Source organism: Streptomyces sp. Y7 (genome assembly GCF_043195415.1).
In the GTDB taxonomy this organism is placed as follows: domain Bacteria; phylum Actinomycetota; class Actinomycetes; order Streptomycetales; family Streptomycetaceae; genus Streptomyces.
The window spans coordinates 1254887-1281525 of the sequence record NZ_JBIDDQ010000001.1 but is presented as its reverse complement, the minus strand read 5'-3'; the positions used below and the strand labels follow the sequence as shown (position 1 = coordinate 1281525).

19 protein-coding genes are annotated in these 26639 nt (G+C 72.1%); 9 read left to right on the top strand and 10 right to left on the bottom strand.

Going from position 1 to position 26639, the window contains the following annotated elements:
• Nucleotides 1–14 precede the first annotated feature (14 nt).
• From ACGFW6_RS05550 to ACGFW6_RS05540, 3 genes are all read right to left on the bottom strand, one after another.
• Entirely contained in the window at nt 15–1115 is a 1101-nt protein-coding gene (locus ACGFW6_RS05550; protein ID WP_393504915.1) for a mechanosensitive ion channel family protein, read from the bottom strand.
• 457 nt (nt 1116–1572) lie between these two features.
• Nucleotides 1573–2337, bottom strand: a complete 765-nt coding sequence (locus tag ACGFW6_RS05545; protein WP_393504913.1) for a crotonase/enoyl-CoA hydratase family protein — start codon at nt 2335–2337, stop codon at nt 1573–1575.
• 87 nt (nt 2338–2424) lie between these two features.
• Nucleotides 2425–3390: a YbhN family protein gene (locus ACGFW6_RS05540; protein ID WP_393504911.1), complete on the bottom strand. Its 966-nt coding sequence runs from the start codon at nt 3388–3390 to the stop codon at nt 2425–2427.
• A 150-nt stretch (nt 3391–3540) separates the two neighbouring features.
• Here ACGFW6_RS05540 and ACGFW6_RS05535 point away from each other — a divergent pair, with 150 nt between their 5' ends.
• Nucleotides 3541–5430, top strand: coding sequence for an ABC transporter ATP-binding protein (locus ACGFW6_RS05535; protein ID WP_393505109.1), 1890 nt, complete (start codon nt 3541–3543; stop codon nt 5428–5430).
• A gap of 206 nt (nt 5431–5636) precedes the next feature.
• Entirely contained in the window at nt 5637–9557 is a 3921-nt protein-coding gene (locus ACGFW6_RS05530) for a glycoside hydrolase family 2 TIM barrel-domain containing protein (protein WP_393504909.1), read from the top strand.
• Nucleotides 9558–9596: 39 nt separating this feature from the next.
• Here the strand turns inward: ACGFW6_RS05530 and ACGFW6_RS05525 are convergent, their stop codons facing one another.
• Nucleotides 9597–10277, bottom strand: coding sequence for a DUF1345 domain-containing protein (locus ACGFW6_RS05525; RefSeq protein ID WP_393504907.1), 681 nt, complete (start codon nt 10275–10277; stop codon nt 9597–9599).
• A 297-nt stretch (nt 10278–10574) separates the two neighbouring features.
• Entirely contained in the window at nt 10575–11141 is a 567-nt protein-coding gene (locus tag ACGFW6_RS05520; RefSeq protein ID WP_393504905.1) for a hypothetical protein, read from the bottom strand.
• A gap of 376 nt (nt 11142–11517) precedes the next feature.
• On the opposite strand from ACGFW6_RS05520, the gene ACGFW6_RS05515 reads away from it, so the two are divergent.
• From ACGFW6_RS05515 to ACGFW6_RS05505, 3 genes are all read left to right on the top strand, one after another.
• Nucleotides 11518–12654 (top strand): alpha/beta fold hydrolase, encoded by a 1137-nt coding sequence (locus ACGFW6_RS05515; RefSeq protein WP_393504903.1) that lies wholly within the window; start codon nt 11518–11520, stop codon nt 12652–12654.
• Between the two features lie 376 nt (nt 12655–13030).
• Entirely contained in the window at nt 13031–13459 is a 429-nt protein-coding gene (gene panD / locus ACGFW6_RS05510; RefSeq protein ID WP_393504901.1) for an aspartate 1-decarboxylase, read from the top strand.
• A gap of 81 nt (nt 13460–13540) precedes the next feature.
• A complete protein-coding gene (locus tag ACGFW6_RS05505; protein WP_393504899.1) occupies nt 13541–13885 on the top strand; it encodes a GNAT family N-acetyltransferase in 345 nt (114 codons plus the stop codon).
• Between the two features lie 981 nt (nt 13886–14866).
• Here the strand turns inward: ACGFW6_RS05505 and ACGFW6_RS05500 are convergent.
• The 3 genes from ACGFW6_RS05500 to gndA form a co-directional block, all read right to left on the bottom strand.
• Complete coding sequence (locus ACGFW6_RS05500; protein ID WP_393504897.1) at nt 14867–16459, bottom strand: alpha/beta fold hydrolase; 1593 nt, start codon at nt 16457–16459, stop codon at nt 14867–14869.
• Nucleotides 16456–17880 carry an alpha/beta fold hydrolase gene (locus ACGFW6_RS05495; RefSeq protein WP_393504895.1) on the bottom strand — a complete coding sequence of 475 codons (1425 nt, stop codon included), beginning with the start codon at nt 17878–17880 and terminating at the stop codon, nt 16456–16458. The genes ACGFW6_RS05500 and ACGFW6_RS05495 overlap by 4 nt, the downstream gene beginning before the upstream one ends.
• Before the next feature lie 467 nt (nt 17881–18347).
• Nucleotides 18348–19787, bottom strand: coding sequence for an NADP-dependent phosphogluconate dehydrogenase (gene gndA / locus ACGFW6_RS05490; protein ID WP_393504893.1), 1440 nt, complete (start codon nt 19785–19787; stop codon nt 18348–18350).
• A gap of 291 nt (nt 19788–20078) precedes the next feature.
• On the opposite strand from gndA, the gene ACGFW6_RS05485 reads away from it, so the two are divergent.
• Nucleotides 20079–21230, top strand: a complete 1152-nt coding sequence (locus tag ACGFW6_RS05485) for a transglycosylase family protein (RefSeq protein ID WP_393504891.1) — start codon at nt 20079–20081, stop codon at nt 21228–21230.
• Here ACGFW6_RS05485 and ACGFW6_RS05480 read toward each other — a convergent pair.
• Nucleotides 21220–22350 (bottom strand): DMT family transporter, encoded by a 1131-nt coding sequence (locus ACGFW6_RS05480; protein ID WP_393504889.1) that lies wholly within the window; start codon nt 22348–22350, stop codon nt 21220–21222. The genes ACGFW6_RS05485 and ACGFW6_RS05480 overlap by 11 nt on opposite strands.
• 210 nt (nt 22351–22560) lie before the next feature.
• Here ACGFW6_RS05480 and ACGFW6_RS05475 point away from each other — a divergent pair, with 210 nt between their 5' ends.
• Genes ACGFW6_RS05475 through glgC form a run of 3 tightly spaced genes read left to right on the top strand, consistent with a single transcriptional unit; the run spans nt 22561 to nt 25781 of the window.
• A complete protein-coding gene (locus ACGFW6_RS05475; RefSeq protein ID WP_393505107.1) occupies nt 22561–23316 on the top strand; it encodes a (2Fe-2S)-binding protein in 756 nt (251 codons plus the stop codon).
• 41 nt (nt 23317–23357) lie between these two features.
• The gene (gene glgA / locus ACGFW6_RS05470; RefSeq protein ID WP_393504887.1) at nt 23358–24509 is read left to right on the top strand and encodes a glycogen synthase; all 1152 of its coding nucleotides are present in this window, start codon (nt 23358–23360) and stop codon (nt 24507–24509) included.
• Nucleotides 24510–24560: 51 nt separating this feature from the next.
• Nucleotides 24561–25781: a glucose-1-phosphate adenylyltransferase gene (gene glgC, locus ACGFW6_RS05465; protein ID WP_393504885.1), complete on the top strand. Its 1221-nt coding sequence runs from the start codon at nt 24561–24563 to the stop codon at nt 25779–25781.
• A gap of 105 nt (nt 25782–25886) precedes the next feature.
• Here glgC and ACGFW6_RS05460 read toward each other — a convergent pair whose 3' ends face one another.
• On the bottom strand, nt 25887–26552 hold the full coding sequence (locus tag ACGFW6_RS05460) for a hypothetical protein (RefSeq protein WP_393504883.1): 666 nt from the start codon (nt 26550–26552) through the stop codon (nt 25887–25889).
• Between the last annotated feature and the right edge of the window lie 87 nt (nt 26553–26639).

The window sequence follows — 26639 nt, the reverse complement described above, 5'->3', positions numbered from 1 at the left end:
AACGGCCCCGCGGGTCAGTCGAGGCGGACGGGGGTCACCTCGTCCGCCTCTCCGGGGATGCGCTGCTGCGGGATCGGGATCGACACCGAGCCCTGCTGGATCGCGACCGTGCGGGTGGGTGCCGGAATGCTGATGCCCTCCCTGCGGTAACGCCGGTGCAGGCGCTTGATGAACTCGTGCTTGATCCGGTACTGGTCGCTGAACTCGCCGACGCCCAGGATGACGGTGAAGCCGATGCGGGAGTCGCCGAAGGTGTGGAAGCGGATGATCGGCTCGTGGTCCGGGAGGGCGCCCTCGACCTCGGTCATCACCTCGCCGATGACCTCGTTGGTCACGCGCTCGACGTGGTCCAGGTCGCTGTCGTAGGCGACGCCGACCTGGACGAGGATCGTCAACTCCTGCTCGGGACGCATGAAGTTGGTCATGTTCGACTTCGCGAGCTCCCCGTTGGGGATGACGATCAGGTTGTTGGAGAGCGCCCGTACGGTCGTCTGGCGCCAGTTGATGTCCTCGACGTAGCCCTCCTCGCCGCTGCTCAGCCGGATGTAGTCACCGGGCTGGACGGTCTTGGAGGCGAGGATGTGGATGCCCGCGAACAGGTTGGCGAGCGTGTCCTGAAGGGCCAGGGCCACTGCCAGACCACCGACGCCCAGGGCGGTGAGCAGGGGCGCTATGGAGATGCCCAGCGTCTGGAGCACCACCAGGAAGCCGATGGCCAGGACCAGGATCCGGGTGATGTTCACGAAGATCGTGGCCGAACCGGCGACGCCGGGGCGGGACTGCGTGACCGACCGCATCACCCCGGCGATCCCGCGGGCCGCCGCCAGCGTCACGACGAAGATGAGCAGCACCGTCAGCGTCTGATTGACGTTGTGCTGGACCGTCCTGGTCAGCGGCAGCGCCGCGCCCGCGGACGCCGCGCCGCCGAGGAAGGCCGACCACGGCACCACGGTCCGCAGCACGTCCACGATGAGGTCGTCGCCGCTCCAGCGGGTGCGGACGGCGTGCTTGCCCAGCCAGCGCATCAGCGTCCGCAGCAGGAACGCCGCGAGCAGGCCCGCGGCCACCGCGATACCGGCGATGACCAGGTCGTCCACGGTGAGCGCTCGGTTCACCGGTCACCTCCGGGAAGAAGAGCTGCGGCGAATCCCTCCGCCGACGGCCGGATGTGAAGTCTCGTCACGTTGTCACCTGCTCGATTCCGCGATGTTCCGTCGCGCCGGTCACCCCGTCCCCCGAGACCGGCACGAGGGCTCATCCTGCCGTATCGGGTACAGGTGTTCGTGCCGGGAGCGTCGGCCGGACGGTCCCATCGACCGCTTTCGGGCATTCTCCCCCGGAGGGCCGCCCTCGCGGAGGGCCGAACGGCCGCACGCCGGGGCCCGGTTGGTGCGCGGGGACGGCACACGGGTCGCACACCGCGGTGCGCGCTCCGACGGGCACATGGGTCGCACACCGCGGTGTGCGGCCTGCCGTTGCCGATCCTCGCCGTGCGCGCCCTGCCGGTCTCGATCCCCGCCGGTGTCGATCCCCGCCGGTGCCGGCCCTCGCGGTGCCGCCCCCGGTGTGCCGTCACATCTCCGTGAACGAACCGTGCCGCCCCGCGCCGGAGGCGAAGCGCGCCGCGCCCTCCATGCTCTCGGCGAGCACGCCCATGCCGTGCGCCAGTTCACCGCGGATCGCGGCCGGCTCGTCCAGCCCGTCCTGTTCGAGCACGGAGGCACGGTCGGAGCGCAGGCACGCCTGCGGGAACCCGGCGATCACGGCGGCCAGTTCCTCCGCCTCGGCGCGGGCGCGTCCCGCCGGCACGACACGGTTGGCGAGCCCCATGTCGTGGGCCTCGCGGGCGCCGACCGGCCGCCCCGTCAGGATCATGTCCAGCGCGCGGCTCGTGCCGATCAGCCGGGGCAGCCGTACCGTGCCGCCGTCGATCAGCGGCACGCCCCAGCGGCGGCAGAACACCCCGAACGCGGCGTCCTCCTCCGCCACCCGCAGATCGCACCACAGGGCGAGTTCCAGGCCGCCCGCCACCGCGTGCCCGGCGATCGCCGCGACGACCGGCTTCGACAGCCGCAGCCGCGTCGGTCCCATCGGGCCGTCGCCCTCCTCGGCCACCCGGTTGCCCCGCTCGGTGCCGAGCGCCTTCAGGTCCGCGCCCGCGCAGAAGGTGCCGCCCTCACCCCACAGCACCGCCACCCTCGCCCCGTCGTCCGCCTCGAACTCCCGGAAGGCGTCCGCGAGCTCGGCGGCCGTGGGGCCGTCGACCGCGTTGCGGACCTCGGGACGGGAGAGGACGACGGTCGTGACGTGTCCCTGGCGCTCGATACGGACCGGCATGGCGGGGCCCCTTCGGTGGGTCGGACCCCGTACGTTACTCAGCGGTCACTTGACCTTCCAGCGGAAGCGCGCCGCCGGATCCGGCGCTCAGATGACCTTGAAGCGCACCAGCGCCCCCAGCGTCAGCGCCCCCGGCAGCAGCGGCAGCCACACCGTGATGATCCGGTACGCGAGCACCACCGCCGTCGCCACCGCGACGGGGCCGCCGGCCGCGACCAGCGCCACTATCAGCGCTGCCTCGACCGAGCCGAGGCCACCGGGGGTGGGCACGAGGGCCACGGCCACGGTCGCCGCGAGGTACGCCAGGGCCACGTGCGCGGGCGGCACGTCCAGGCCGAGCGCCAGCCCGACCAGGACCAGCCCGGCCGCCTGGAGCGCCGGGAAGGCGATCGAGCCGCCCCACAGCGCCAGCGCGCGCGAGGGACGGGTGTGCACCGAGCGGGCCTCGCCCAGCGCGGTGCGCAGGAACGTCAGCACGGCGGTGCGCAGCTTGCGCACCAGGGCGAAGAGGGCGACGACCACGACGACCGCCGCGCCGATGACCAGCAGCAGCGGGCCCCACGCCCCCTCGGGCAGCAGCGGCCCCAGCTGCAGCGCGTGCGGGAAGGCGATGAGCAGCGCGGCCAGCAGACCGACCCGGGCCACGCTCTCCGCCAGCAGATACAGCGCCAGCGCGGCCGAGGACCGGGCGAGCGGCAGCCCGCACACCGTCATGAAGCGCAGGTTGACCGCGCTCGCGCCCAGCCCGGTGGGCAGCAGATGGTTGGCCGAGCCCGCCGCGAACTGCGTGACGAGCAGCCGCAGCTTCGGCAGCCGGTCGACCACGGCACCCTGCCGGGTCACCGCCGCCGCCACCCACGTCAGACAGGTGGCGCAGGCCGCGGCGAGGAGCCAGGGCCACTTGGCCGTCGCCAGGTGGCCGATGCCCTCGGCGAGCACGGCCCGGTGCTGCACCGCGACCAGGATCACGAGGGCGAGCGGGAGCAGGACCAGTATCTGGCGGATCGGGAGGCGCCGGAGCAGGCGTCCCGCGGGGAGTCGTACTGCGGTCACACTGGGAGAGGTTTTCCGCGTCGCGACAACGGCGGGTTGCGGAAGCGGAGACGGCGTCTTACGGACCGGCTGCGGACGGACACCGATCTTCGCGAAGCCGCCGATATTGACCTCAACGCCGCTTGAGGTCCTACGTTCGCTCCCATGAGCATGGAGACCACAGCCTGGACGCAGCTGCACAGCGTCATGAACGCGGAGCGGGAGCGCCGCCCGTTCGCCCGCGCCACGCTGCGCCGCATCGCCGCCTTCGCCCGCCCGCACCGCCGCAGGATCGCGTTCTTCGTCGTGCTGGGGGTGATGACCGCGCTGCTCGCGGTCGCGACCCCCGTCCTGGCCGGACACATCGTCGACGCGATCGTGACGCGGGGCGACGAGGGCACCGTCGTCCGCCTCGCCCTGCTGATCGCCCTGATCGCGATCGCCGAGGCGGCACTCGGGATCCTCGCGCGGCGTCTTTCGGCGGCCCTCGGCGAGGGCCTCATCCTCGATCTGCGGACGGCTGTGTTCGATCATGTGCAGCGCATGCCGGTCGCGTTCTTCACACGTACGCGTACGGGGGCGCTCGTCTCCCGTCTCAACAACGACGTGATCGGTGCCCAGCGCGCCTTCAGCAACACCCTGTCCGGCGTGGTGAGCAACCTCGTCACGCTGGTGCTCACCCTCGCCGTCATGCTCACCCTGTCCTGGCAGATCACCCTGCTCGCCCTCGTCCTGCTCCCGGTGTTCGTGATCCCGGCCCGGCGCATGGGGCACCGGATGGCCGGAATGCAGCGGGAGGCGGCCACGCTCAACGCGGCGATGGGCACCCGCATGACCGAGCGCTTCTCCGCCCCCGGCGCCACGCTCGTCAAACTCTTCGGGCGCCCGCGGCAGGAGTCGGAGGAGTTCGCGCACAGAGCCCGGCGCGTCGCGGACATCGGCGTGCGGACGGCCACCGCCCAGTCGGTGTTCATCACCGCCCTCACCCTGGTGTCCGCCCTGGCCCTCGCCCTGGTCTACGGCCTCGGCGGCTGGTTCGCCCTGCGCGGCACCCTGGAGCCGGGCGACGTCGTCGCGCTGGCGCTGCTGCTGACCCGTATGTACGCGCCGCTCACCGCGCTCGCCGGCGCCCGCGTCGAGGTCATGAGCGCACTCGTCAGCTTCGAGCGCGTCTTCGAGGTGCTCGACCTCAGGCCGCTGATCGAGGAGAAACCGGACGCGCGCCAGGTCCCGGAGGGCCCGGTCTCCGTGGAGTTCGACAACGTCTGCTTCGGCTACCCGGCCGCCGACAAGGTCTCCCTCGCCTCCCTGGAGGAGGTGGCCACCCTCGACACGCGCGGCGGCGCCGAGGTCCTGCACGGCATCTCCTTCCGCGCCGAACCCGGGCAGACCGTCGCGCTCGTCGGCTCGTCCGGCGCCGGCAAGTCCACTGTCGCCCAGCTCCTGCCGCGGCTCTACGACGTCGACGAGGGTGCCGTACGCGTCGGTGGCGTCGACGTCCGTGACCTGAGCGCCGAGTCCCTGCGCGGCACGCTCGGCATGGTGACCCAGGACGGCCACCTCTTCCACGACACCGTCCGCGCCAACCTGCTGCTCGCCCGGCCCTCGGCGTCCGACACCGAACTCCGGGACGCCCTGCGCCGCTCCCGCCTCGACGAACTCGTGACGTCCCTGCCCGACGGCCTCGACACCGTGGTCGGCGAGCGCGGCTACCGGCTCTCCGGCGGCGAACGCCAGCGCATGACCATCGCCCGGCTGCTGCTGGCCCGCCAGCGTGTCGTCATCCTCGACGAGGCCACCGCCCACCTCGACAACACCTCGGAGGCCGCCGTCCAGGAGGCGCTCACCGAGGCGTTGGAGGGCAGGACCGCGATCGTGATCGCGCACCGGCTGTCGACCGTGCGGGCGGCGGACCTGATCCTGGTGGTCGAGGCCGGCCGGATCGTCGAACGCGGCACGCACGAGGAGCTGCTGGCGGCGGCGGGGCGCTACGCCGAGCTCTACCGCACGCAGTTCGAGGAGCGGTCCGGGGGCGTGCCCGAGGTCGAGACGGTGGCGTAAGAGACGTACGGCCGGCGACCCGGGGGCCGGAACCGGCCAAGGTCGTCGGCCGTACTCATCAGGAACACACAAACCTCGACAGCCTCATTGCTTCCCCTGTGTTCTCAACCTAGTGTGCGTTGGGTTTCCGAACAGCACCGCACATGATCTGACGCTCCCTCAAGCCGTGCAGCGCCGTACTGTCGTCCCGAGGAAGGCCACCGTCGATGCCGCTCTCTCCCGCGTCCCCCACCGGCCCGTCCCGCTCGCCGGGCGTGCCGGTCAGTCGCCGCCGTCTGCTGGAGGGAGGAGCCGCCCTGCTCGGCGCACTCGCCGTCTCCGGTTCGTCCGCGACGGTGCACGCGGCCGACGGGACCGCGGCGGCCGGCACCCCGGAGTGGAACGGCCACATCGACCTCTTCCGCATCGGCACCGAGCCGCCGCACACCACGCTCATGCCGTACGCCGACGTCGCACAGGCCCTGGAGGCCGACCGCACCCGCTCGCCGTACCGGCTGAGCCTCGACGGCACCTGGAAGTTCGCCTACGCCGACCGGCCCGACGACCGGGACGCCGACTTCCACCGCACCGACGTCGACGACAGCGACTGGGACACCATCCCCGTCCCCTCCGTGTGGCAGATGCACGGCTACGACCGCCCGATCTTCGTCAACATCACCTACCCCTGGTGGGGCCCCAACGGCCTCGGCGAGGAGGCGCGGCCCCCCGCCGCGCCCACCCGGTTCAACCCGGTGGGGCAGTACCGGCGCACCTTCACCGTGCCGCGCGGCTGGGCGGGACGCCGGACCTTCCTGCACTTCGAGGGCGTCAAGTCCGCGCACTACGTGTGGATCAACGGGGAGCTGGCCGGATACGCCGAGGACTCCTTCACCCCCGCCGAGTACGACATCACCGAGCATCTGCGGCCCGGCACCAACCAGATCGCCGTCGAGGTGTACCGCTTCTCCGACGGCGACTGGCTGGAGGACCAGGACATGATCCGGCTGAGCGGCATCTTCCGCTCGGTCCACCTCTACTCCACGCCGTCCGTGCATCTGCGCGACTTCAAGCTGGACACCCCGCTCGGCGACGAGTACACGACAGCCGAGCTGGCCGTGACCGCGAGCGTGCGCGCGTACGAGGGACCGGGTGAGGACGGCTACTCCGTCGAGACGCAGTTGTACGACGCCGGCGGTCACGCCGTCTGGCCCAGACCGCTCCGGCAGTCCGTCGACCTCGCCTCCGCGCCCGCCGGTCAGGACGTGACCGTCCGGACGAGCAGGGCGGTGCCCGCGCCCCGGCTGTGGTCCGCCGAGCACCCGTACCTGTACACCGCCGTGCTGCGGCTGCGCGACCCGGCCGGCCGGGTGATCGAGACCCTCTCGCACCGCGTCGGCCTGCGCGAGTTCGCGCTCAGGGACGGCCTGATGCGCATCAACGGCAAGCCCGTCTCGTTCCGCGGCGCCAACCGGCACGAGATGCACCCCGACAGCGGCATGGCGCTCACCCGCGACCACATGGTCAAGGACATCGAGATCATCAAGCGGATGAACATGAACTCCGTCCGCACCTCGCACTACCCCAACAACCCGCTGTGGTACGAACTCGCGGACGAGTACGGCCTCTACCTCGTCGACGAGACCAACCTCGAGACCCACGGCATCCGCGGCGAGTACCCCGGCGACCACGCCGAATGGACCAAGGCGTGCGTCGCCCGCGCCCAGGCCATGGTCCACCGCGACAAGAACCATGCCTCGGTGGTCATCTGGTCGCTCGGCAACGAGGCGGGCGGCGGCAGCACCTTCGTCGCCATGCACGACTGGATCAAGTCCTACGACACGACCCGTGTCGTCCAGTACGAGGGCGACGACCGGCCCGGGATCAGCGACATCCGCTCCGAGATGTACGACAGCCCCTCCCGCGTCGAACAGCGCGCGAAGGACACCGCCGACACCCGGCCGTACGTGATGATCGAGTACGCGCACGCGATGGGGAACTCCAACGGCAACTTCAAGGAGTACTGGGACATCGTCCGGCGCTACGACGTCCTGCAGGGCGGCTGGATCTGGGACTTCGTCGACCAGTCCCTGACCTGGCCCGTGCCGGTGCGCAAGCTTCTCACCGAGTCCGGGCCCGGCGCACTGCGCGGCGAGGTGCTCACCGCCGCCGGCACCTTCGACCGCGCCGAGGGCGTCTCCGGCGCCACCGTCTTCCCCCGGGACGCCCGCCTCGACCTCACCGGCTCGTTCACCCTGGAAGCCTGGTTCACCCCGCACCACACCGGCTACCACCAGCCGATCATCGCCAAGGGCGACACCCAGTACGCGCTCAAGCAGTCGGACCGGACCCTTGAGTTCTTCATCCACGGCGACGGCCAGTGGGTCACCGCGAACTGGGCGCTCCCGGACGACTGGACCGGCCGCGAGCACCACGTCGCCGGTGTCTTCGACGCGGACGCCGGCACGCTGACCCTGCACGTCGACGGCGCGGTGAGGGCCACCCGCACCACCACCCGCCGGCCCGCCTCCACCACCGCGCCCCTCGCGCTGGCCACCGATGTCGACAACCCCACCCGGGAGTTCAGCGGCACGATCCGCCGGGCCCGTGTGTACGCGCGTGCGCTGAGCGCCGCCGACCTCGGCTCCGACAGCCGCGGCCCCGGCGACGACGGCGTCCGGTTCTGGTTCGACGCGGCCACTGTCGGCCTCACCGAGAAGCGCCCCCGTCAGAAGACGTTCTTCCCCTACGGCGGCGACTGGGGCGACAACCCCAACGACGGCACGTCCAACGCGGACGGCATCGTCACCGCCGACCGCCGCCACACGGGCAAGGCGGCCGAGATCAAGCGGATCTACCAGGCCGTCCACGCCGCCCCCGCGTCGGGCGGCACACTGGCCGCCGGATCGGCGATCACCCTGACCAACGAGTACCTGTTCACCAACCTCCGCGAGTTCGACGGCTGCTGGGAGCTGGTCGCCGACGGCGAGGTGATCCGGCGCGGAAAGCTGAGCCGGAGCCAGCTGGACGTCCCGCCGCTGAGCAGCAAGGACATCACGGTGCCGGTCCGGCTGCCGGACGACCCGGCCCCGGGCACCGAGTACTTCCTTCAACTCTCCTTCCTCACCAAGGACTCCACCCCCTGGGCGAAGGCCGGCTTCGAGGTGGCCGGGCAGCAACTGCCCCTCGACGCCGACGTCCCGGCCGTGACGCCCGCACCCCTCACGAGCGTGCCCGCGCTGCGGCACACCGACGGGGACAAGGCCGTCACGGTCAAGGGCAAGGACTTCTCGGTCACGGTCGACAAGAGCACCGGAACCATCACCTCGTACGAGGCCCGGGGCGCCCGGCTCCTCACCTCCGGCCCGGTGCCGAACTTCTGGCGGGCACCCACCGAGAACGACCGCGGCAACGGCCAGCACACCCGCAACCAGACCTGGCGCGACGCGGGCACCGACCGGGCCGTGACGGAGGTCAGCACGCGCCCCCTGGGTGACAAGGCCGTCGAGATCAAGGTCGGCGGCACCCTGCCGACGACCGTCGCATCGACGTACACCACCACCTACACCGTGTTCGGCAACGGCGAGATCAAGGTCGACAACACCCTGCACCCGGGTGCCGCGTCCCTGCCGTACATCCCGGAGGTCGGCACGCTGCTGCACCTGCCCGGACCTCTGGACCGGCTGCGCTACTACGGCCGCGGGCCCGAGGAGAACTACGTCGACCGCCACGACGGCACCGACGTGGGCCTGTACTCCGCCACGGTCGCCGAGCAGTGGACCCCGTACATCCGGCCCCAGGAGAACGGCAACAAGACCGACGTCCGCTGGATCGCCCTCACCGACGCCTCGGGCAGCGGCCTCCTCGTCTCCGGCGAGCCCCTGCTGGAGGTGAACGCCTCGCACTTCACCCCGGAGGACCTGTCGTCCGGCGTGCGCCACGAGTACCAGCTGACCCCGCGCGACGAGGTCGTCCTGCGCGTGAACCACCGGCAGATGGGCCTGGGCGGCGACAACAGCTGGGGTGCCCACACCCACGACCAGTACAAGCTGTTCCCGAACCGCGACTACTCCTACACCTACCGGCTGCGGCCGCTGGCCGACGTGAAGGACGCGATGGCGGCCTCGCGCAGGCCCACCGCGGCGGGATGACCGGCGCGACCCGGGTCCGGACGGCCGTCCGGACCCGGGTCAACCAGTGTCCAGGGCACCCACCAGGCTGGCCACCGTCACGGTGTTGAAGACGAACGCGATGGCGGAGTTGGCCGTCACGGTCCGCCGCATCTCGCGGGAGGTCACCGACACGTCCGTGGTGCCGAACGTCGTCATGACCGACAGGGCGAAGTAGACGTAGTCGGCCCAGGCGGCGGACCGGTCGCCGGGGAAGTCCAGCCCCCGCTCGTTCTCCAGCAGGTTGTCGGCCTGGAAGGTGACCGCGAAGGACACGCACACGCAGATCCAGGCCATGGCGACGAGGCCGAGCGCGGTCAGCACCCGGGGCTCCACGGGGAACCGCGAGCCGAGATGCCCGGGACGCCACACGACGGCCACCACCAGCGCGCCCGTCGCGATGAACAGCGACACACCCGGGCCCGGCGCGGTCCCGAGCACGTACCGCTGCAACAACGTGCCCCGGGCACTGCGCTCGGCCCAGCCGCGGATCTGCGCCTCGGAGGCGGTCGAGAAGGCGGGCACCGTCAGGACGAGATACGTGAACAGATAGGAGAACAGCACCAGCACACCCGCGTCCGCCTCCGAGAACGCCGGCAGGTCCTCGTCGAGCGCGGCCACGACCACCAGAGCCACGGCGACGCACACCGCGACGAGGGTGCTCACTCCCGCCCGACGGCGTTCGGAGAGCCAGGAATGCACCGACGGGCTCCTCTGGACGGGTGCTTCTGCGTTGACATCCGACCTTTCGTGCGAATCCGTAGCTTAGTGGTCCGGCGCCGCTTTTCGGCCGCGCGGCGCAGGCGAGGATCCCGTGTTCGAAGGCGATCGCGTCCTGCGTACCCCACGGCAGGCCGCCGTGAAACTCCCGGCGCCGGCGGCGATCGGGATCGGACCCTCAGGAAGACTGAACGCTGTGGGCAGGGGCGGCGAGGAGGACGAGCGGGGCGGGCAACCTCGGTGCGGTCGAGGAGGGCGCAAGTCCCCGCACACGGCCGGTCAGTGGCCGGCAGCGGCCTTCACCAGGGCGACGGCCAGCCCGATCACCGCGTCGAACACGCCGGCCAGGACGGCAGCCCGGATGCTGTTGCCCATCCGTACGCCGCCGTAGCAGCCCCAGGCGAAGAGGCCGGCCACGTTGACCCCGGCCGCGGCGAAGAGGGCGGCTTCCAGGTCCATCACGTCCAGGGCCGCGGAGCCGATCAGGATGAGCGGGCCGACCGCGGACAGCAGCAGCGGGCTGCTGACCCACAGCATCCGGCGCAGCTCCGCACCCGTGGCAATCCGGCCGTGCACCGTGCGGTGGGCCTGCTCGTCGGCGACGAGGGTCGCCAGCCAGAGACCGCCCGCCGCGGCCGCCACGCTCGTCGCGGCCCCCGCGGGGGTGGGGTGCTCGGCGGCCGTCAGGCCGATCACCACGGAGATCATGGTGATCGTTGCGTACAGTCGCTCCTTGAGCCAGTTGAGCCAATCGGCCGTGGTCCGTGGGTCGTTGCCCGCACCGACCCCTGGGCCGCCGGCCGCGGGGGGCCGACGGCCGGCCCCCTCGCTGTCGTCCTGACCCATCCGCTCAGCGTAGGCGTTCGCCCTCCCCTTCCTGACACCACGTCAGGGCGTGTCGCCCCAGGCAAGCGCAGGCCAGAAGGCCGCGCCGGCAGCGCCATCGGTCCCTGGCGGGGCCGGTCATGTGAGGCAGCCTTCGCGCGTACAGAACCCTTGAATCTTGGACGGGCGGGGCATATGACCCAGGACTATCGTTGGAGAGAAGAGGATGAGTCACGGGGCAGCCGATGCGGGCAGCGGGTACACGCTGCCGGGCGCACGGGGTGACTGCATCACGCCGACGCCGTCGCAGACGGCGTGATACGCCTGCCATCCTTGTCAGTTCCGCCGCGAACGCTGCTTCGCTTCTCCTCCTGACCCCCCGACGGATGGAGTTGCCGTGGCTGTCAAAACGATCAACCACCTCGTCCAGCACCAGTCGACCATCGACGCGTCGAAGGGTCAGTGGATCGATCTCTTCGTGCGGGAGCACCAGCCCTCCGGTCCCACGCCGAATCCGCAGGCCGTTCTGATGCTGCATGGCAGGAGCGTTCCTGTACTGGCCGGCTTCGATCTCCAGCACAGCACCTACGGGTGGGGCGAGACGCTGGCCAAGGCCGGCTACAACGTGTTCATGATGGATCTCCAGGGGTCGGGCGGCTCGACACGGCCTCGCATGGAGGATCCGTGCAACGTCAACCCGTCTCTCCACGCCACCTTGATGAAGCCCCCGCTCTCGGGGCCGCGCACGCCCAGCTACCCGTTCCAGCTGAGCAACTCCCAGAGCGACTGGGCCGAGCTGGACACCGTGGTCGAGTACATCAAGGACCGGACGGGCGTCTCGAAGGTCGCGTTCATCGGGTGGTCCGCAGCCTCGTTCCAGATGGGACCGTACGCCATCGAACATCCCGACAAGGTCGAGAGTCTGTTCCTGGTCGCTCCCATGTTCCCTCCCCTGGGCAGGAAGGACCCGCCGGCCGCTCTGCCGGTCCCGGGGTTCCCCACCCATGTGTTCACGAAGGACGGATTCGGCAACTCGTGGGACGACCAGGTGCACTGTGACGACCAGCGTGAACCAGGCATCGTCGACGTGGTGTGGCAGGCGCTGATGGACATCGACCCGATCGGCCGCACCTGGGGACCGATCCAGGCATCCGGAAAGCCGCTGGGCCTCAGCCGCTTCCGGAACGCCCTGTGGTGGGGCTGGAACACCCAGGCCGCAGGGAAGGGCGGCGTGCTCGGCGGGAGCGTGCCGGTGCTGATCTCCTACGGTGAGTACGACACGACGGCCAACACGACACCGCCCAGTGCGGATCCCCTGTTCAACTTCTCCGTCCCCGCGCTGTACAACGCAGTTCCAGGTCCACACCGGCTGCTGGTGAAGATGGCCTGTGCCGGGCACCAGGTCGTCTGGGAGGGCCAGCACCAGAACCTGCACAACATGTCCAAGCACTGGCTGAAGCACAAGAAGGTCGACGGCAAGACACAGGGCATGTTCGACATGGCGGTGGACGGCACCATCAGCCCCTCGCCCTAGCCAACGACCCGCCCGCTCCTGACAGGGGGACCGGCACGGTGCCCGTGTCGCGTCGGACGTGGGGCGGGCGGTCCAGGGTGAGAACGACCGGGCGTTCCTTGCGGTGGGCGGCTGAAGGAGTGGCGGCGCAGTGGCGGACATCACGGGGGCCGGTGAACGCCAGTGCGTAGGCTGGTCCTCGTCGCGGCGACGGGTCCGGGGGTGGAGACTCCTGGAGCCGGGCCGACGATGCATCGGAAGAGTCGGCAGGCCGGTCGGCACGCGTCCTCGCAGAACCCTGCGACGCTGCCCGGGCCCGCACCTCGTCGTACGGTAAGGAACAGCCCTTGACCTGCGAATATGCAGGCAGGGAGCCTAGGTCCGGGAGTGCCTCAGAATGCTGCGCAACATGTTCAAGTCCAAGATCCACCGTGCCACCGTCACCCAGGCCGACCTGCACTACGTGGGATCGGTGACCATCGACGCGGATCTGCTCGACGCCGCCGATCTGCTGCCCGGTGAGCTCGTCCACATCGTCGACATCACCAACGGCGCCCGTCTGGAGACCTACGTCATCGAGGGCGAGCGCGGTTCGGGGGTGGTCGGGATCAACGGGGCCGCCGCCCATCTCGTTCACCCCGGCGACCTGGTGATCATCATCAGTTACGCTCAGATGACCGACGCCGAGGCGCGGGAGTTCGCACCGCGGGTCGTGCACGTGGACGGTGCCAACCGGATCGTGGCCCTGGGGGCCGACCCGTCCGAGCCGGTGCCGGGCTCCGACCAGGAGCGCAGCCCGCAGGCAGTGCCGGTGCCGGTGGCCTGACCGGCGTACTCGGCAGGTGCCGGGGGCGGTGGCCCGACCGCCGTCCCGGCCGCAGACGGAAGACGGACCAGGGAGCGTGCCATGAGTGACATCGAGATCCGCGACGACCGGGCGGCGGGCCGCCTTGAGGCACTCGGCGGCGGCGAAGTCGTCGGCCACATCGAGTACTTCGTCCTCGAGTCCCCGGCGCGCGCCCTCGTCCCCGTCCACACCATCGTGGAACCGGCCCACGAGGGGAAGGGCATCGCGGGTTCCCTGGCGCGCGAGCTGTACGGCATGGCGGCACGCGAGGGCGTCGTCGTGGCGCCGCTGTGCCCGTACGTCGTGAAGTGGGCCGAACGCCACCCGGACGAGGCCCCGGCCGCCGACCCGGAGCTGATCGAGGCGGCGAAGGACTGGCTGCGCGCACACCCCGAGCGGTTCTGACGCCCCGCGGTCACCGTGCGGGTCCGCCGGGGACGACCATGTCCCGACGGGCCCACTCGGGCGCCGTCATTGACGCGGGTGAGTGACTGGTGGCGCGGCCGTCGGGTACGCGGGGGAGTAGTCCAGAGCCGATGCCACGGACTGGCTGGAGGACGCCATGACCAACCCGTATCCGGACCCGGTCCATCCGGGACCGACCCCCGGCCCGGAGCCGCACCCCGAGCCACACCCGGTGCCGCCACCGGAGCCACCGCCGGCTCCCGAGCCGCCCGCACCCGGACCGACCCCGGGACCGCCCCCGACCCCGGGCCCTCCGCCCACGCCGGGACCGCCCCCGCCGTCGCCGGAGCCCCCGGACCCGTCTCCCTCTCCGATCCCGCCGGGACCGGAGCCGGTGCCGAGTCCCGAGCCCGGGCCGCCCCTCACCTGAGCCCGCCGCGCACGGAGGGTGAGATTTCCGCCGCCGGATGACTCCACCGTGTGATGGTCCGGCCCCTGTGGCACGGACACGGCCGGGAAACCGGCGGCGTCTGCCGGGCGCTGTCTGCCGGGCGCCGTGGCGGTTCCCGGCGACGAGAAAACGCCACCCGCCGCTCGCGCCCAGGAGCGCGGGGAGCAGCGCGATCAGCTCCCCGCGCACCCCCGCGCTCCTGGGCCGCACGGCGCGTCCGAGTCCGAGTCCCGGCGCGTGGCCCGCGCGCGCACCTGCACGTCCCCCGCGCTCCTGGGCCGCACAGCGCGTCCGAGTCCGAGTCCCGGCACGTGGCCTGCGCGCGCACCTGCACGTCCCCCGCGCTCCTGGGCCGCACGGCGCATCCGAGTCCGAGTCCCGGCACGTGGCCTGCGCGCACCTGCACGTCGTCGTTCCGGCACCTGGCCCGTGCACGCACCGCACCTGCTCGACGTACTTCCCGCACACGCCCGGCACACGCCCCGCACACGCCCCGCGCACGAACCCGCTCGTCGTCTCGACCCATCCCCCTACGGCGCGATCTCGAACCGAGGTGGCTGGAGTCCCGTCAGGCATGACTTGTTCGGGGCCGTCGGGGAGTTGAAGAAGGAGACCGTGATCGCTCGCGCGCAGGGCGATTCGGCGAAGGCGACGTGGGCGACGTAGGGGACCGTGACGACGGTCGACCGGCTGAGCGTGCGCGCGGCGTAGGCGCCGTTGCTCGCCCCGGTCTGGGCGTCGAACCCCGCCGACATGACGAGCGTCGGGATGCTGCTGCGCGTCACGTTCCGGATCGAGTGCGGGGCCGGGGGGACGCTCCAGGCACGGCAGTCCGCGTGAAGGAAGGGCAGCTGCGGTGCGTTGGCGAGGACCGAGCGGGGGAACGACGGGAAGGCGCGCCGACCGGCCCGGACCACGTCGGCCTCGCTCTCGAAGGGGGTCCACTCGGAGCAGAAGGCCCCGTAGGCGAGCCCGTGGGCGAGTCTGCCGACGGCCTGGGGGCTGAGTTTGCCTCCGGCCCACTGCTCGGCGATGCGCCGCGGGTTGCCGTGGGCCAGCTCGTCGATGGAGCGGGGTACCCCGGCCGCCACGTGGGTGGCGGAGGTCAGCCAGTTCACCAGGACTCCGCCGTCCAGGACGACCTTCACCGGCGCCGGACGGCCCGGCACCGTCACGGTCGTGGTGACCGGCCGGGCCTCGAGCCGGCGGACGAGGCGTTCGAAGGTGTCCGACAGGTGCGGGTAGCGCCGGTTGCAGGCGCGCTGCTGGGCGCAGGCCCTGAACAGCCCGTCGAAGCCCTGGCGGGCCGCGCTCCAGGTCAGGCTCGCCCCGGCGAGGGACGGCGGCAGGACGCCGTCGATGCCGACCGACCGGACGCCCTGCGGGAACTTGCGCATGTAGGTGAGGGCCAGGTCGGTGCCGTAGGAGATGCCGAACACGTTCCACTGCCGGATGCCCAGCGCGACCCGCAGGGCGGCGTAGTCGGCCGCGCTCTCGCCGGTGTTGTAGGCGCTGAGGGCGGCCCCGGTGCGCTTGAGCTGTTCGCGGCAGGTCCGTGTCGCCCGGACGTGCAGCCGCCCGGTGGACGGGGCGCCGTAGACGAGGCCGAGCGAGTCGGCGTTGAACCGGTCGATGTTCGGGCACAGGAGCGCCGGGTCGGCCGAGTACGTTCCGCGCTGGGACATGAAGATCACGTCCCGGTCCCGGTTCAGGCCGCCGTCGATCGCCAACTGGGCCTCGGAGACCGCGTCGTCGCCCGGTCCGCCGGCGAACCACACGATCGGGTCGGCCGCCCGTCTGCTGCCGGCCGCCGCCACGATCGCGACGCCGAGGGTGATCTTTCGGCCCTTGGGCCGGTCATGCTTCTCGGGCACGGTGAGCGTGCCGCAGCGGGCCCCTTCGAGGGCGGGAATCGGGTCCGCGGTCCGCGGGCAGGGGCCGGGTGTGAAACGGGCGTGGCCCACCGTGCGGGCGACCGTGCCGAGGGGTGCGCCGGGGCCGTTCTCGGCTCGGGCGGGCGCGGCGACGACACCGGCGAGAAGGAGGCCGGCCGTGGCTCCGGCGAGCGTGGCCGGGAGCCGTCGCGCGGTGCGCCGGTGGTGGGGCGGACGGACGGGCATCATGCGGTCTCCGGAGTGGGCGTGATGGTGAACGGCTTCGGCGAGAGTCCCGGTACACAGCGGGTGTCGGGGGCGGTCGGACGGGCGAGGAAGGACGCCAGGACGTTCTGCGCGCAGGGCGACTGCGGGACCACCCAGTGGCCGATCCCGGGAATCCGCACGGTGGCCGACTGGGGCAGCGTGCGGGCCGCGTACGCGCCCCAGCGCGCCCCGGTCTTCGCGTCGAAGGTGCCGGAGAGCACGAGCGCGGGCACCGTGCTGACGGTCGTCACACGCTGGACGGCGGTGCGGTCCGGGACGCTCCAGGCACGGCAGACGTCGTGCTCGAAGGGGAGCTGCGGTGCCTGCGCCAGGACCGTGTCCGGGAACCCGGGAAAGGCCCGGCGCCCGGCCCGGAGCAGGTCGGCCCGCGTGTGGCCCGGCACCCACTCGCTGCACGCCACCGACTGCGTGAGGCCGTGCGCGAACTCGCCGAGGACAGGCGTGGCACCGGCGGCGCGCGCCCGCGCGAAGCGGGACGGGTTTCCATGGGCGAGTTCGTCGAGAGCCGCGGGGACGTCGACGGCGGGGACGGCGTTGGCGACCAGCAGATTGACCAGGGCGCCCCCGTCGAGGACCACCTTGACCGGGGCCCCTCCGGCCGGCGGCCGCGCCGTCACCGTGAGGGGGCGCGCCTCCAGTCGCCGGACCTGTTGCGTCAGCACACGCGGGAGGTGCGGGTAGCGGTTCTTGCAGCGCGGCTGCGCCGCGCAGGCAGCGAAGATCGTCCGGATCCCCTCGCCGGCGCTGTCCCAGGTCCACGGCAGGCTGACGATCTGCGGAGGCACGACCGAGTCGATCGCGACCGAACGCACACCCCGCGGGTGCCGGCGCAGATAGGTGAGGGCCAGGTCGGTGCCGTACGAGTAGCCGTAGACGTTCCACCGCTCGATGCCCAGCGCCCGGCGCAGGTCGGCGAAGTCCGCCGCGTTCTCGGTGGTGTTGTACGCGCTCAGCTCCACTCCGCGGGCCGTGACGCGGGTGAGGCGGTGCCGGCACTCCTTCGTCGCGCGGACCAGGAGGCGTCCCGTCGACGGGGCGTCGTAGCGCAGCCCCACGGCTTCGGCGTAGAAGCGGTCGATCTCCGGGCAGGCGAGGTTCGGCCGGGCGTGGAGCGTCCCGCGCTGGGCCATGACGATCAGGTCGCGGTTCCGGTTCAGACCCGAGTCGATCAGGAAGGGGATGTCCCCGATGGCATCGCCGCCGGGACCTCCCGTCATGAACACCACCGGGTCCGCTGCCGGCCGCCGCGCCGACACGGCGGGGATGACCGCGACGGTCAGCCGGATGGTCCGCCCGCCGTGCCGTGCCCGGTTCTCGGGGACTTCGAGGAGCCCGCACCGCCCCGGAATCGGCTCGGGTGCCTTGGGGCAGGGTCCGGGCACGAACCGTGCGGGAGCCACCGGTCGGGGCCCGCCGGGAGGCGCCCCCGCGGCACCGCTCGGTGTCGGGGCGAGCACGGCCAGGAACGCCAGCCCGGCCGCGACCAGCCCCGCCCCGGTACGCGCTCGCCGTCCGCGTCTGGGCGCGTACCCGTACCGCGTCCGTCTCCGTACGGACCCGCCGCCCACGTGAACGGACGGGCCGCGGCCCGCCGTGTTGCCCCATTCCGCCATGTGATCCCGTTTCTCCGACGTCCCGGACACGTCGACGTCGACGACGCCGCGTGGCGCCGCCCGCCGGTACAGGTCTCGGCGGGCACGGCGTACGTCAGCCTGAGCGGGCGGGTGGACGCCCACCACTCGTGGGCGCCAGTCGGAGCAGTCCGGGCTCACCCGGACAGGGGTCCGCCCCCTGCCCCCGGGTCGCGAACCGGGGGCAGGGGGCGGTCACATGACGGTCCCGGCGGGTCCTAGGCGGACACCTCGGAGCGGTCGCCGCCCCACAGCGTGTGGAACGAGCCGTCACGGTCGGTGCGCCGGTAGGTGTGCGCACCGAAGAAGTCGCGCTGCCCCTGCGTGAGCGCGGCGGGCAGCCGCTCGGCACGCAGCGCGTCGTAGTACGCGAGCGCCGCGGCGAAGCCCGGCGTGGGGACACCCTCCCGGGTCGCGGCGATCAGGACCTCACGCCAGTCGTCCTGCGCGGCCGCGATCTCCTGCGCGAACGTGTCGTCCGACAGCAGGCTCGGCAGGTCGGCGCGGGCGTCGTAGGCGGCGCGGATGCGGTCCAGGAAGGCCGCGCGGATGATGCAGCCGCCGCGCCAGATCGCCGAGACCGCGCCCAGGTCGATGTCCCAGTCGTACTCGGCGCGCGCCGCGTCGATCTCGTGGAAGCCCTGCGTGTACGACACGATCTTCGACGCGTACAGCGCCTGCTCGACCCGGTCGGCGAAGGCCGCCGCCTCCGCCTCGCCGAGCGGCGTCGCCGTCGGACCGGCCAGCCCGCGCGAGGCCTCGCGCAGCGCCGCGTGCCCGGACAGGGAGCGGGCGAAGACCGCCTCCGCGATGCCGGACACCGGGACGCCGAGGTCGAGCGCGATCTGCACGGTCCAGCGGCCCGTGCCCTTCTGCTCGGCCTGGTCGACGACCACGTCGACGAACGGCTTGCCGGTCGCCTCGTCCACGTGGGACAGCACCTCGGCGGTGATCTCGATCAGGTAGGAGTCCAGCCGGCCCTGGTTCCAGGTCCGGAAGATCTCCGCGATCTGCGCGGGCTCGTACCCGGCGACGTCCCGCAGCAGCTGGTACGCCTCACCGATGAGCTGCATGTCGGCGTACTCGATGCCGTTGTGCACCATCTTCACGAAGTGCCCCGCGCCGTCCGGACCGACGTGCGTCACGCAGGGCGCGCCGTCCTTGGCCTTCGCGGAGATCTTCTCCAGCATCGGGCCCAGCGAGTCGTACGACTCCTTCGGGCCGCCGGGCATGATGCTCGGGCCGTGCAGGGCGCCCTCCTCGCCGCCGGACACGCCCATGCCCACGAAGTGGATGCCCTGCTCGCGCAGGTCACGCTCGCGGCGGCGGGTGTCGGCGAAGTGCGCGTTGCCCCCGTCGATGATCATGTCGCCGGGCTCGAGCAGCGGCGCGAACTCCTGGATCACCGCGTCGGTCGGCTCACCCGCCTTCACCATGATCACCAGTCGCCGGGGGCGCTCCAGCGCCGCCACGAACTCCTTGGCGGTCTCGGCCGCGATGAACTCGCCCTCGCCGCCGAACTCGTCCACCAGCGCACGGGTACGCGCGGGCGTCCGGTTGTGCACCGCGACCGTGTAGCCGTTGCGGGCGAAGTTCCGGGCGAGGTTGCGGCCCATGACCGCGAGGCCCGTGACGCCGATCTGCGCCGAAGTGCTCATGCCGTTGGCTCCTAGTGATCTCGATATAGCAGCGGTGCCGGTCACGCCCGCCAGTATTGCCCTTCGTCCATCCTGACGTGCCGGAACTCCGAGCGCACATCCGGGTGGCGCGATGTCGCAGGCACATACGCGCGAAACGCCCCCGCGCACTCAGCCGCCCCGCGTGTCGGTCAACGTGCGCCCCTTCCGCGCCACTTGGCGTGAACAGGCGGCTGATTTGCTGTCTTGTCATGGCCTGTTCGCGGCGCTTACTTTTGCCCCTCCTGACGCATGTCAATGGGGGGCTCCTTCATGGCCGTACGCGGCCGGCACCGCCGGTACCAGCCGAACAGGATCAACCGCGCCTCACTCACCGTCACCGCCGGCGGCGCCGGCATGGCGCTCCCGCTCATCGGCACCGGCGTCGCCCACGCGGCCGACGTGGACACCTGGAACAAGGTGGCCGCGTGCGAGTCGACCAGCAGGTGGCACGTCAACACTGGCAACGGCTTCTACGGCGGACTGCAGTTCGCCCAGTCGACGTGGGAGGCCTACGGCGGCACGCGGTACGCGGCGCGCGCGGATCTGGCCAGCAAGGACCAGCAGATAGCGGTCGCGGAGAAGGTGCTGGACGGGCAGGGGCCCGGCGCCTGGCCGGTCTGCTCGGAGCGGGCCGGCCTGACCCGGGGCGGGGACACCCCCGACATACGCCCCGCCGGCACCCCGAACAAGACCCCTGAGAAGACCTCGAAGACCTCGGTCCAGGACGTCCAGCCGCAGACCACCCCCCAGTCACGGGCCGGCAAGGCCGAGATGTACACCGTGGTCCGCGGCGACACCCTCTCGGAGATCGCCGAGTCGCAGGAGGTCAAGGGCGGTTGGCGCGGTCTGTACGCGGCGAACCGCAAGGCCATCGGCGCCGACCCCGACCTGATCCTGCCCGGGCAGCGGCTCGCCGTGCGCGGCAAGGCCGCCACGGTCACCCGGCCGGCGCCCGCCACCAGGGCCACCCCGAAGAAGAGCCCCGCCCAGCCGGAGGAGCAGGCCACCACGAGCACCCGCTCGATGGTCGCCCCGGTGAGCGCGGCCACCGGGACGCCGTACCGCAAGGCCGGCGCCCTGTGGTCGAAGGGCTACCACACCGGTGTCGACTTCGCCGTGCCGACCGGCACCTCCGTGAAGTCCGTCGGGTCCGGGAAGGTCGTGAGCGCCGGCTGGGAGGGCTCCTTCGGCTACCAGGTGGTGATCCGGCACGCCGACGGCCGCTACACCCAGTACGCCCATCTCTCCGCGATCTCCGTGCGGGACGGGCAGTCGGTCGGGGCGGGCCAGCGGATCGGCCGGTCCGGCTCCACGGGCAACAGCACGGGCCCGCATCTGCACTTCGAGGTGCGGACCGGGCCCGGCTTCGGCTCCGACGTCGACCCGGTGGCGTACCTCCGGGCCGGCGGCGTCAGGATTTGACGCGCATCCGGTGCCGGTCGAGCACCGGCAGCGGGACGTACGGGCCGCCGTAGAACGGGCCGTAGAGATGCAGGTGGTCGTGGCTGCCGGGGTGCGCCGGCTCCGGCTCCTCGTGCGGCCCCTGCGCGACCTGCGCCGGGATGAGGATGCCCTCGATGCCGTCCGGGACGACGATCTCCTCGGGGAGCTCCGCGTGCGGCACCGCCACGGCCCGCTCCGCGAGCGGGTCGAGCAGCTCGTCCGCGGGCACCGGCACCGACTCGGGGGCCGGCGGCAGGGCTTCCGCGCCGGTGCGGGCGAGGCGCTCCGTCGTCAGCAGGATCAGGCCACCCGCGGCCACCACGCCGCAGCCCAGCGCGAGCACGGTGCCGGTGGTGCCGTACCGGAAGGTCTCGCCGAACATCGTGATGCCGACCGCGGCCGCCACCACCGGGTTCACGACCGTCAGCGTGGCCAGCGGCGCCGCGAGCCCCGCGCCCCGGTAGGCGGCCTGCGACAGCAGCAGTCCGGCGGTGGCGAAGACGCCGATCGTGGCCAGCGCGGGCACGTCGGCCGCCGACACCCCGCCGTTCCAGTCCACGGCGACGACCTTCGTGAACACCGAGGACATGCCGAAGGCTATGCCGGACGCGGTCGCGAGCAGCATGCTGCGCACCGCCGGGTGCCGGTGGGCCGCCCGGCCCGCGATCATCAGCGTCAGCACGACGCCGCCGGTCACCAGGGCCACGGCCACGCGTTCCGCGGTGTCGAGGGAATGCGACTCGGAGGCGCCGACCAGGGACAGCAGCCCGGCGAGTCCGACGGTCGCCATGATGGCGCCGCGCCAGGCCGTCGACCCGGCCCTGCGGCCCACGAAGAGCGCCGCCATCGGCAGCGCGAACACGATCGTCAGGGCACCCAGCGGCTGCACCAGACTCAGCGGACCGAAAGCCAGCGCCACCACGTGCAGCAGCCCACCGAGGCCGTTCAGCGCGACCGCCGCCCACCAGCCCGGCCGACGCAGCGGCGCGAACTGCTGTCCCGGCGAGGACACCGCGACACGCTCCTGCACGATCGCCCCGCCCGCGTAGGCGACGGCGGAGACGAGCGACAGCAGCACGGACAACGCGAGGGCGCTCATGAGCTGCTCCTCTGCGTGAGGCGGGGGCGCGTACCCCGGCGCGGCGAACGGTCGGCTTTCATAAGCAACACGATGCCCCGAAAAGGGATTCCCGTCGTCGTACCAGAGCACGCACTGTGTCGTACTGCCGATGGAGTACTACGGCGCCGGACTCATCCCCAAGGGGGGTGACCCCGGGCGGAGACCCCCAGGTGAAGACCCCGACACGCCCTGGTACTACTGCTCTTCGTGGATCTCGACCCCGATCTCGCAGCGCTTCGGCCGCTCGGCGGCTTCTTCGTCCTACGCGTGACCGGGGAACCTCTGCGGCCACCCGCGACGCTGGCGCGGACCTACGCGCGGCCGGCCCTCCCGCAGGACCAGGATCCTCTTCGTGTCAGGGTCAGGAAAGTCGGGGACGCCCTGCGCGCCCCCGAGCCCCGCATCGCCGCCTCCGTGGCCCAGCAGGGCCTCGCCGCCCGGCTCTGGTCGGTCACGCTCGGCTGCGCCGCCCTGTACGGCGCCGTCCCCGACCTCGACCCGCGCCTGCTGCGCTGGGACCCCGACGGCAGCGCCCCCGACGACCTGTGGCTCACCGAGGTACGCCCACGGCCCGCGGACGCGGCGACCGTCGCCGACGTCGTCCTGCACGGTCACCTCGAACCGCTGGGCGCCGCCCTGCGCGCCCGGTACCGCGTGGCCGACGGACTGCTGTGGGGCAACGCGGGATCCGCGCTCGCCGGCGCCGCGCGGCAGCTGCACCAGTGGGCGCGCGCCCACGGCCGTGCGGACGTCGCCGCCCGCTCCGGCGCCCTGACCGCCGAGCTCCTCGCCCACCCGCTCCTCGCCCGCACCGGCACCCTCACGGCGGCCGGGTTCCGGCGCCGCAGCTGCTGCCTCTACTACCGGGTGCCGGGTGGTGGCGTATGCGGTGACTGTTGCTTCACACGAGCCCCGCGCTCTTCCCCACGCGCCCCATCTGGGTGACCATGAAAGGGCAACCAGGCGCTGAGAACAGGGGGTTCCGGGTGCGAGTGGGACTGCTGACCCGGGAGTACCCGCCGGACGTGTACGGCGGCGCGGGTGTCCATGTCGAGTTCCTCGCCCGGGAGTTGCGGGATCTCGTCGACCTCGAGGTGCACTGCTGGGGCGAGGGCCGCGCGGTCGGCGTCCTGCGCCACCGCCCCTGGTCCGCCCTCGACACCAGCAACGACGCGCTGCGCACCTTTTCGGTGGACCTCGCCATGGCCGCCGCCCTCCAGGGCCGCGAACTCGTCCACTCCCACACCTGGTACGCCAACCTCGGCGGCCACCTCGCCAAGCTGCTGTACGGCATCCCGCACGTGATGACCGCCCACTCCCTGGAGCCGCTGCGCCCCTGGAAGGCCGAGCAACTCGGCGGCGGATACGCCCTGTCCGGCTGGGCCGAGCGCACCGCGGTCGAGGCCGCCGACGCGGTGATCGCGGTCTCCGGTGCCATGCGCGAGGACATCCTCGGCTGCTATCCGGCGCTCGACCCCGGGCGGGTGCACGTCGTGCACAACGGCATCGACACCACCCTGTACCGGCCCGACCGCCGCACCGACGTCCTCACCCGCTTCGGCCTCGACGCCGGACGCCCGTACGTGCTGTTCGTCGGCCGCATCACCCGCCAGAAGGGCGTGCCCCACCTGCTGCGCGCGATACGGCACATCGACCCGGCGGCGCAGGTCGTGCTGTGCGCCGGCGCACCCGACACCCCCGAGATCGATCAGGAGTTCCGCGACCTCTACCAGGAGCTGAGCCGGGTCCGCGAGGGCGTGATCTGGATCCCGCAGATGCTGCCGCGCCCGGAGGTGATCCAACTCCTCACGCACGCCGCGGTGTTCGTCTGCCCCTCGGTGTACGAGCCGCTCGGCATCGTCAACCTGGAGGCGATGGCCTGCGGGACCCCCGTGGTGGCCTCGCAGGTCGGCGGCATCCCCGAGGTCGTCGAGGACGGCAAGACCGGCCTGCTGGTCCCGCTGGACGACGACTTCGAGGCCGGCCTCGCGCACGCCCTCGACTCGCTCATCGGCGACCCGGAGGCCGCCCGTCGGATGGGGGAGGCCGGACGGGAGCGCGCGGTGGGGGAGTTCGGCTGGGACGCGGTGGCGCGGCGTACGGCGGGGCTGTACCGGGAGATCCTCAAACAGGCTTAGTGCGCGCCACTCAGGGGCAGGCTGGCATCAACCACGGTGAGGGGAGCGGCCATGCGTCGTGGCGGACCTTCGGTGCTCGGAATCGTACTCGCGGGCGGAGAAGGCAAACGCCTGATGCCCCTGACCGCGGACCGCGCGAAACCCGCGGTCACCTTCGGCGGTACCTACCGCCTCGTCGACTTCGTACTCTCCAACCTCGTCAACGCCGACATCCTGCGCATCTGCGTCCTCACGCAGTACAAGTCGCACTCGCTGGACCGGCACATCACCACCACCTGGCGGATGTCCAGCCTGCTCGGCAACTACGTCACCCCGGTCCCCGCCCAGCAGCGGCTCGGCCCGCGCTGGTACCTCGGCAGCGCGGACGCCATCCTGCAGTCCCTGAACCTCGTCCACGACGAACGCCCCGAGTACGTCGCGGTGTTCGGCGCCGACCACGTGTACCGCATGGACCCGCGTCAGATGCTCGCCCAGCACATCGAGGGCGGCGCGGGGGTCACGGTGGCCGGCATACGCGTGCCGCGCGCGGAGTCGTCGTCCTTCGGAGTGATCAGCCCCGGCTCGGACGGGCAGACGGTGGACCAGTTCCTGGAGAAGCCCGCCGACCCGCCCGGACTCGCGGACGACCCCGAGTGCGTGTACGCCTCGATGGGCAACTACATCTTCACCACCAAGACCCTCGTCGAGGCGCTCCAGCGGGACGCCGAGGACGAGGACTCCGTGCACGACATGGGCGGATCGATCCTGCCCCAGCTCACCGACCGGGGCGAGGCCCAGCTGTACGACTTCAGCGCCAACCACGTCCCCGGTGAGACCAACCGGGACCGCGGCTACTGGCGGGACGTCGGCACGCTGGACGCCTACTACGACGCCCACATGGACCTGATCGCCGAGCGCCCCGCCTTCAACCTCTACAACCGCAGCTGGCCCATCTACACCCACTCGGGCCAGCTCTCGCCGGCCCGCTTCAACGCGGGAGGCATGGCCAGCGAGTCGATCATCAGCGCCGGATGCCTGATCCGGGGCCAGGTCACGCGGTCCGTGCTGTCGCCGGGTGTGGTGGTCGACCCGGGGGCGGTGGTGCAGGGGGCGGTGCTGCACGACAACGTGCGCATCGGGCGGGGTGCGGTGGTGCGCGGGGCCGTGCTCGACAAGAACGTGGAGGTGCCCCCGGGCGCGACGATCGGCGTCAATCCGGAGCGGGACGCCGAGCTGTACACCGTCTCCAAGGGCGGGGTGATCGCGCTGGGGAAGGGGCAGCGGGTGCCCTAGCGGTGCGAGGCGTCCGCGGTCCGGGCCGGGATCGGAGACCGGGCGCCGGCGGCCCGCCGCGGGCGGGCCGCCGGGTCGCGTCTCCCGGTCTTCGCGCCGGCGGGTTCAGCGCGTGAAGACCTCGCCCCGGGTGGCGCCGGTGGAGCAGAGCTTCTTCTCGTCCGCCGTCATCTTGCGGGACTTCACCACGACCGCGTTGTGCCTGCCGTCCGTGCCGTTCGGGGCGGGGCCGGTGACCACGTCCGGCACGAACCAGTAGTAGTGGCCCCACTTCGGGTCGTCGTAGTGGGTCTGCCAGGTGCCGGTGATCCGCTGCATCACCTGGGCGCGGGAGATCCAGCCCACTTCTCCCGGCTGGACGCTCACGGTGAAGGTGCTGGTCTCCGTGTGGGAACTCTGCCAGGTGTAGTTGTACGTGGCGGTCACACTGGCGGTGATGATCCCCTCGATGCCCCCGCCGACGGTGACGGAGCCTCCCACCGAGTGGGAGGAGCCCACGGTGTCGGCCCAGGCCATCGACTGGGAGGCGGGCGAGGAGGTGCAGTTGTAGAGCAGCTCCGAGACCTGACGGGGCTCGCCGAGGTAGGCCTGGCCGATCTCCGGGGAGTTGAAGCTGCACTTGCCGTCTCCGGAAGCGCAGTCGGCCATGATCTGCTCGGCGGTGGGCTGCTCCTCGGCCTGCGCGGGGACGGCCGCCGCGATCATCCCGAACGCCGTCGCCGCCAGCACCAGGGTGCGGCCGCCGTACCGCAGGGCGCGGTTCCTCGTCATGGTTGTGCTGCCTCTCGCCGAACGTGGGGGGAAGGTGACGATCCGTTGGTACCGCTGGGGCCGGAGTCACCCGTGGTGCCCACGAGG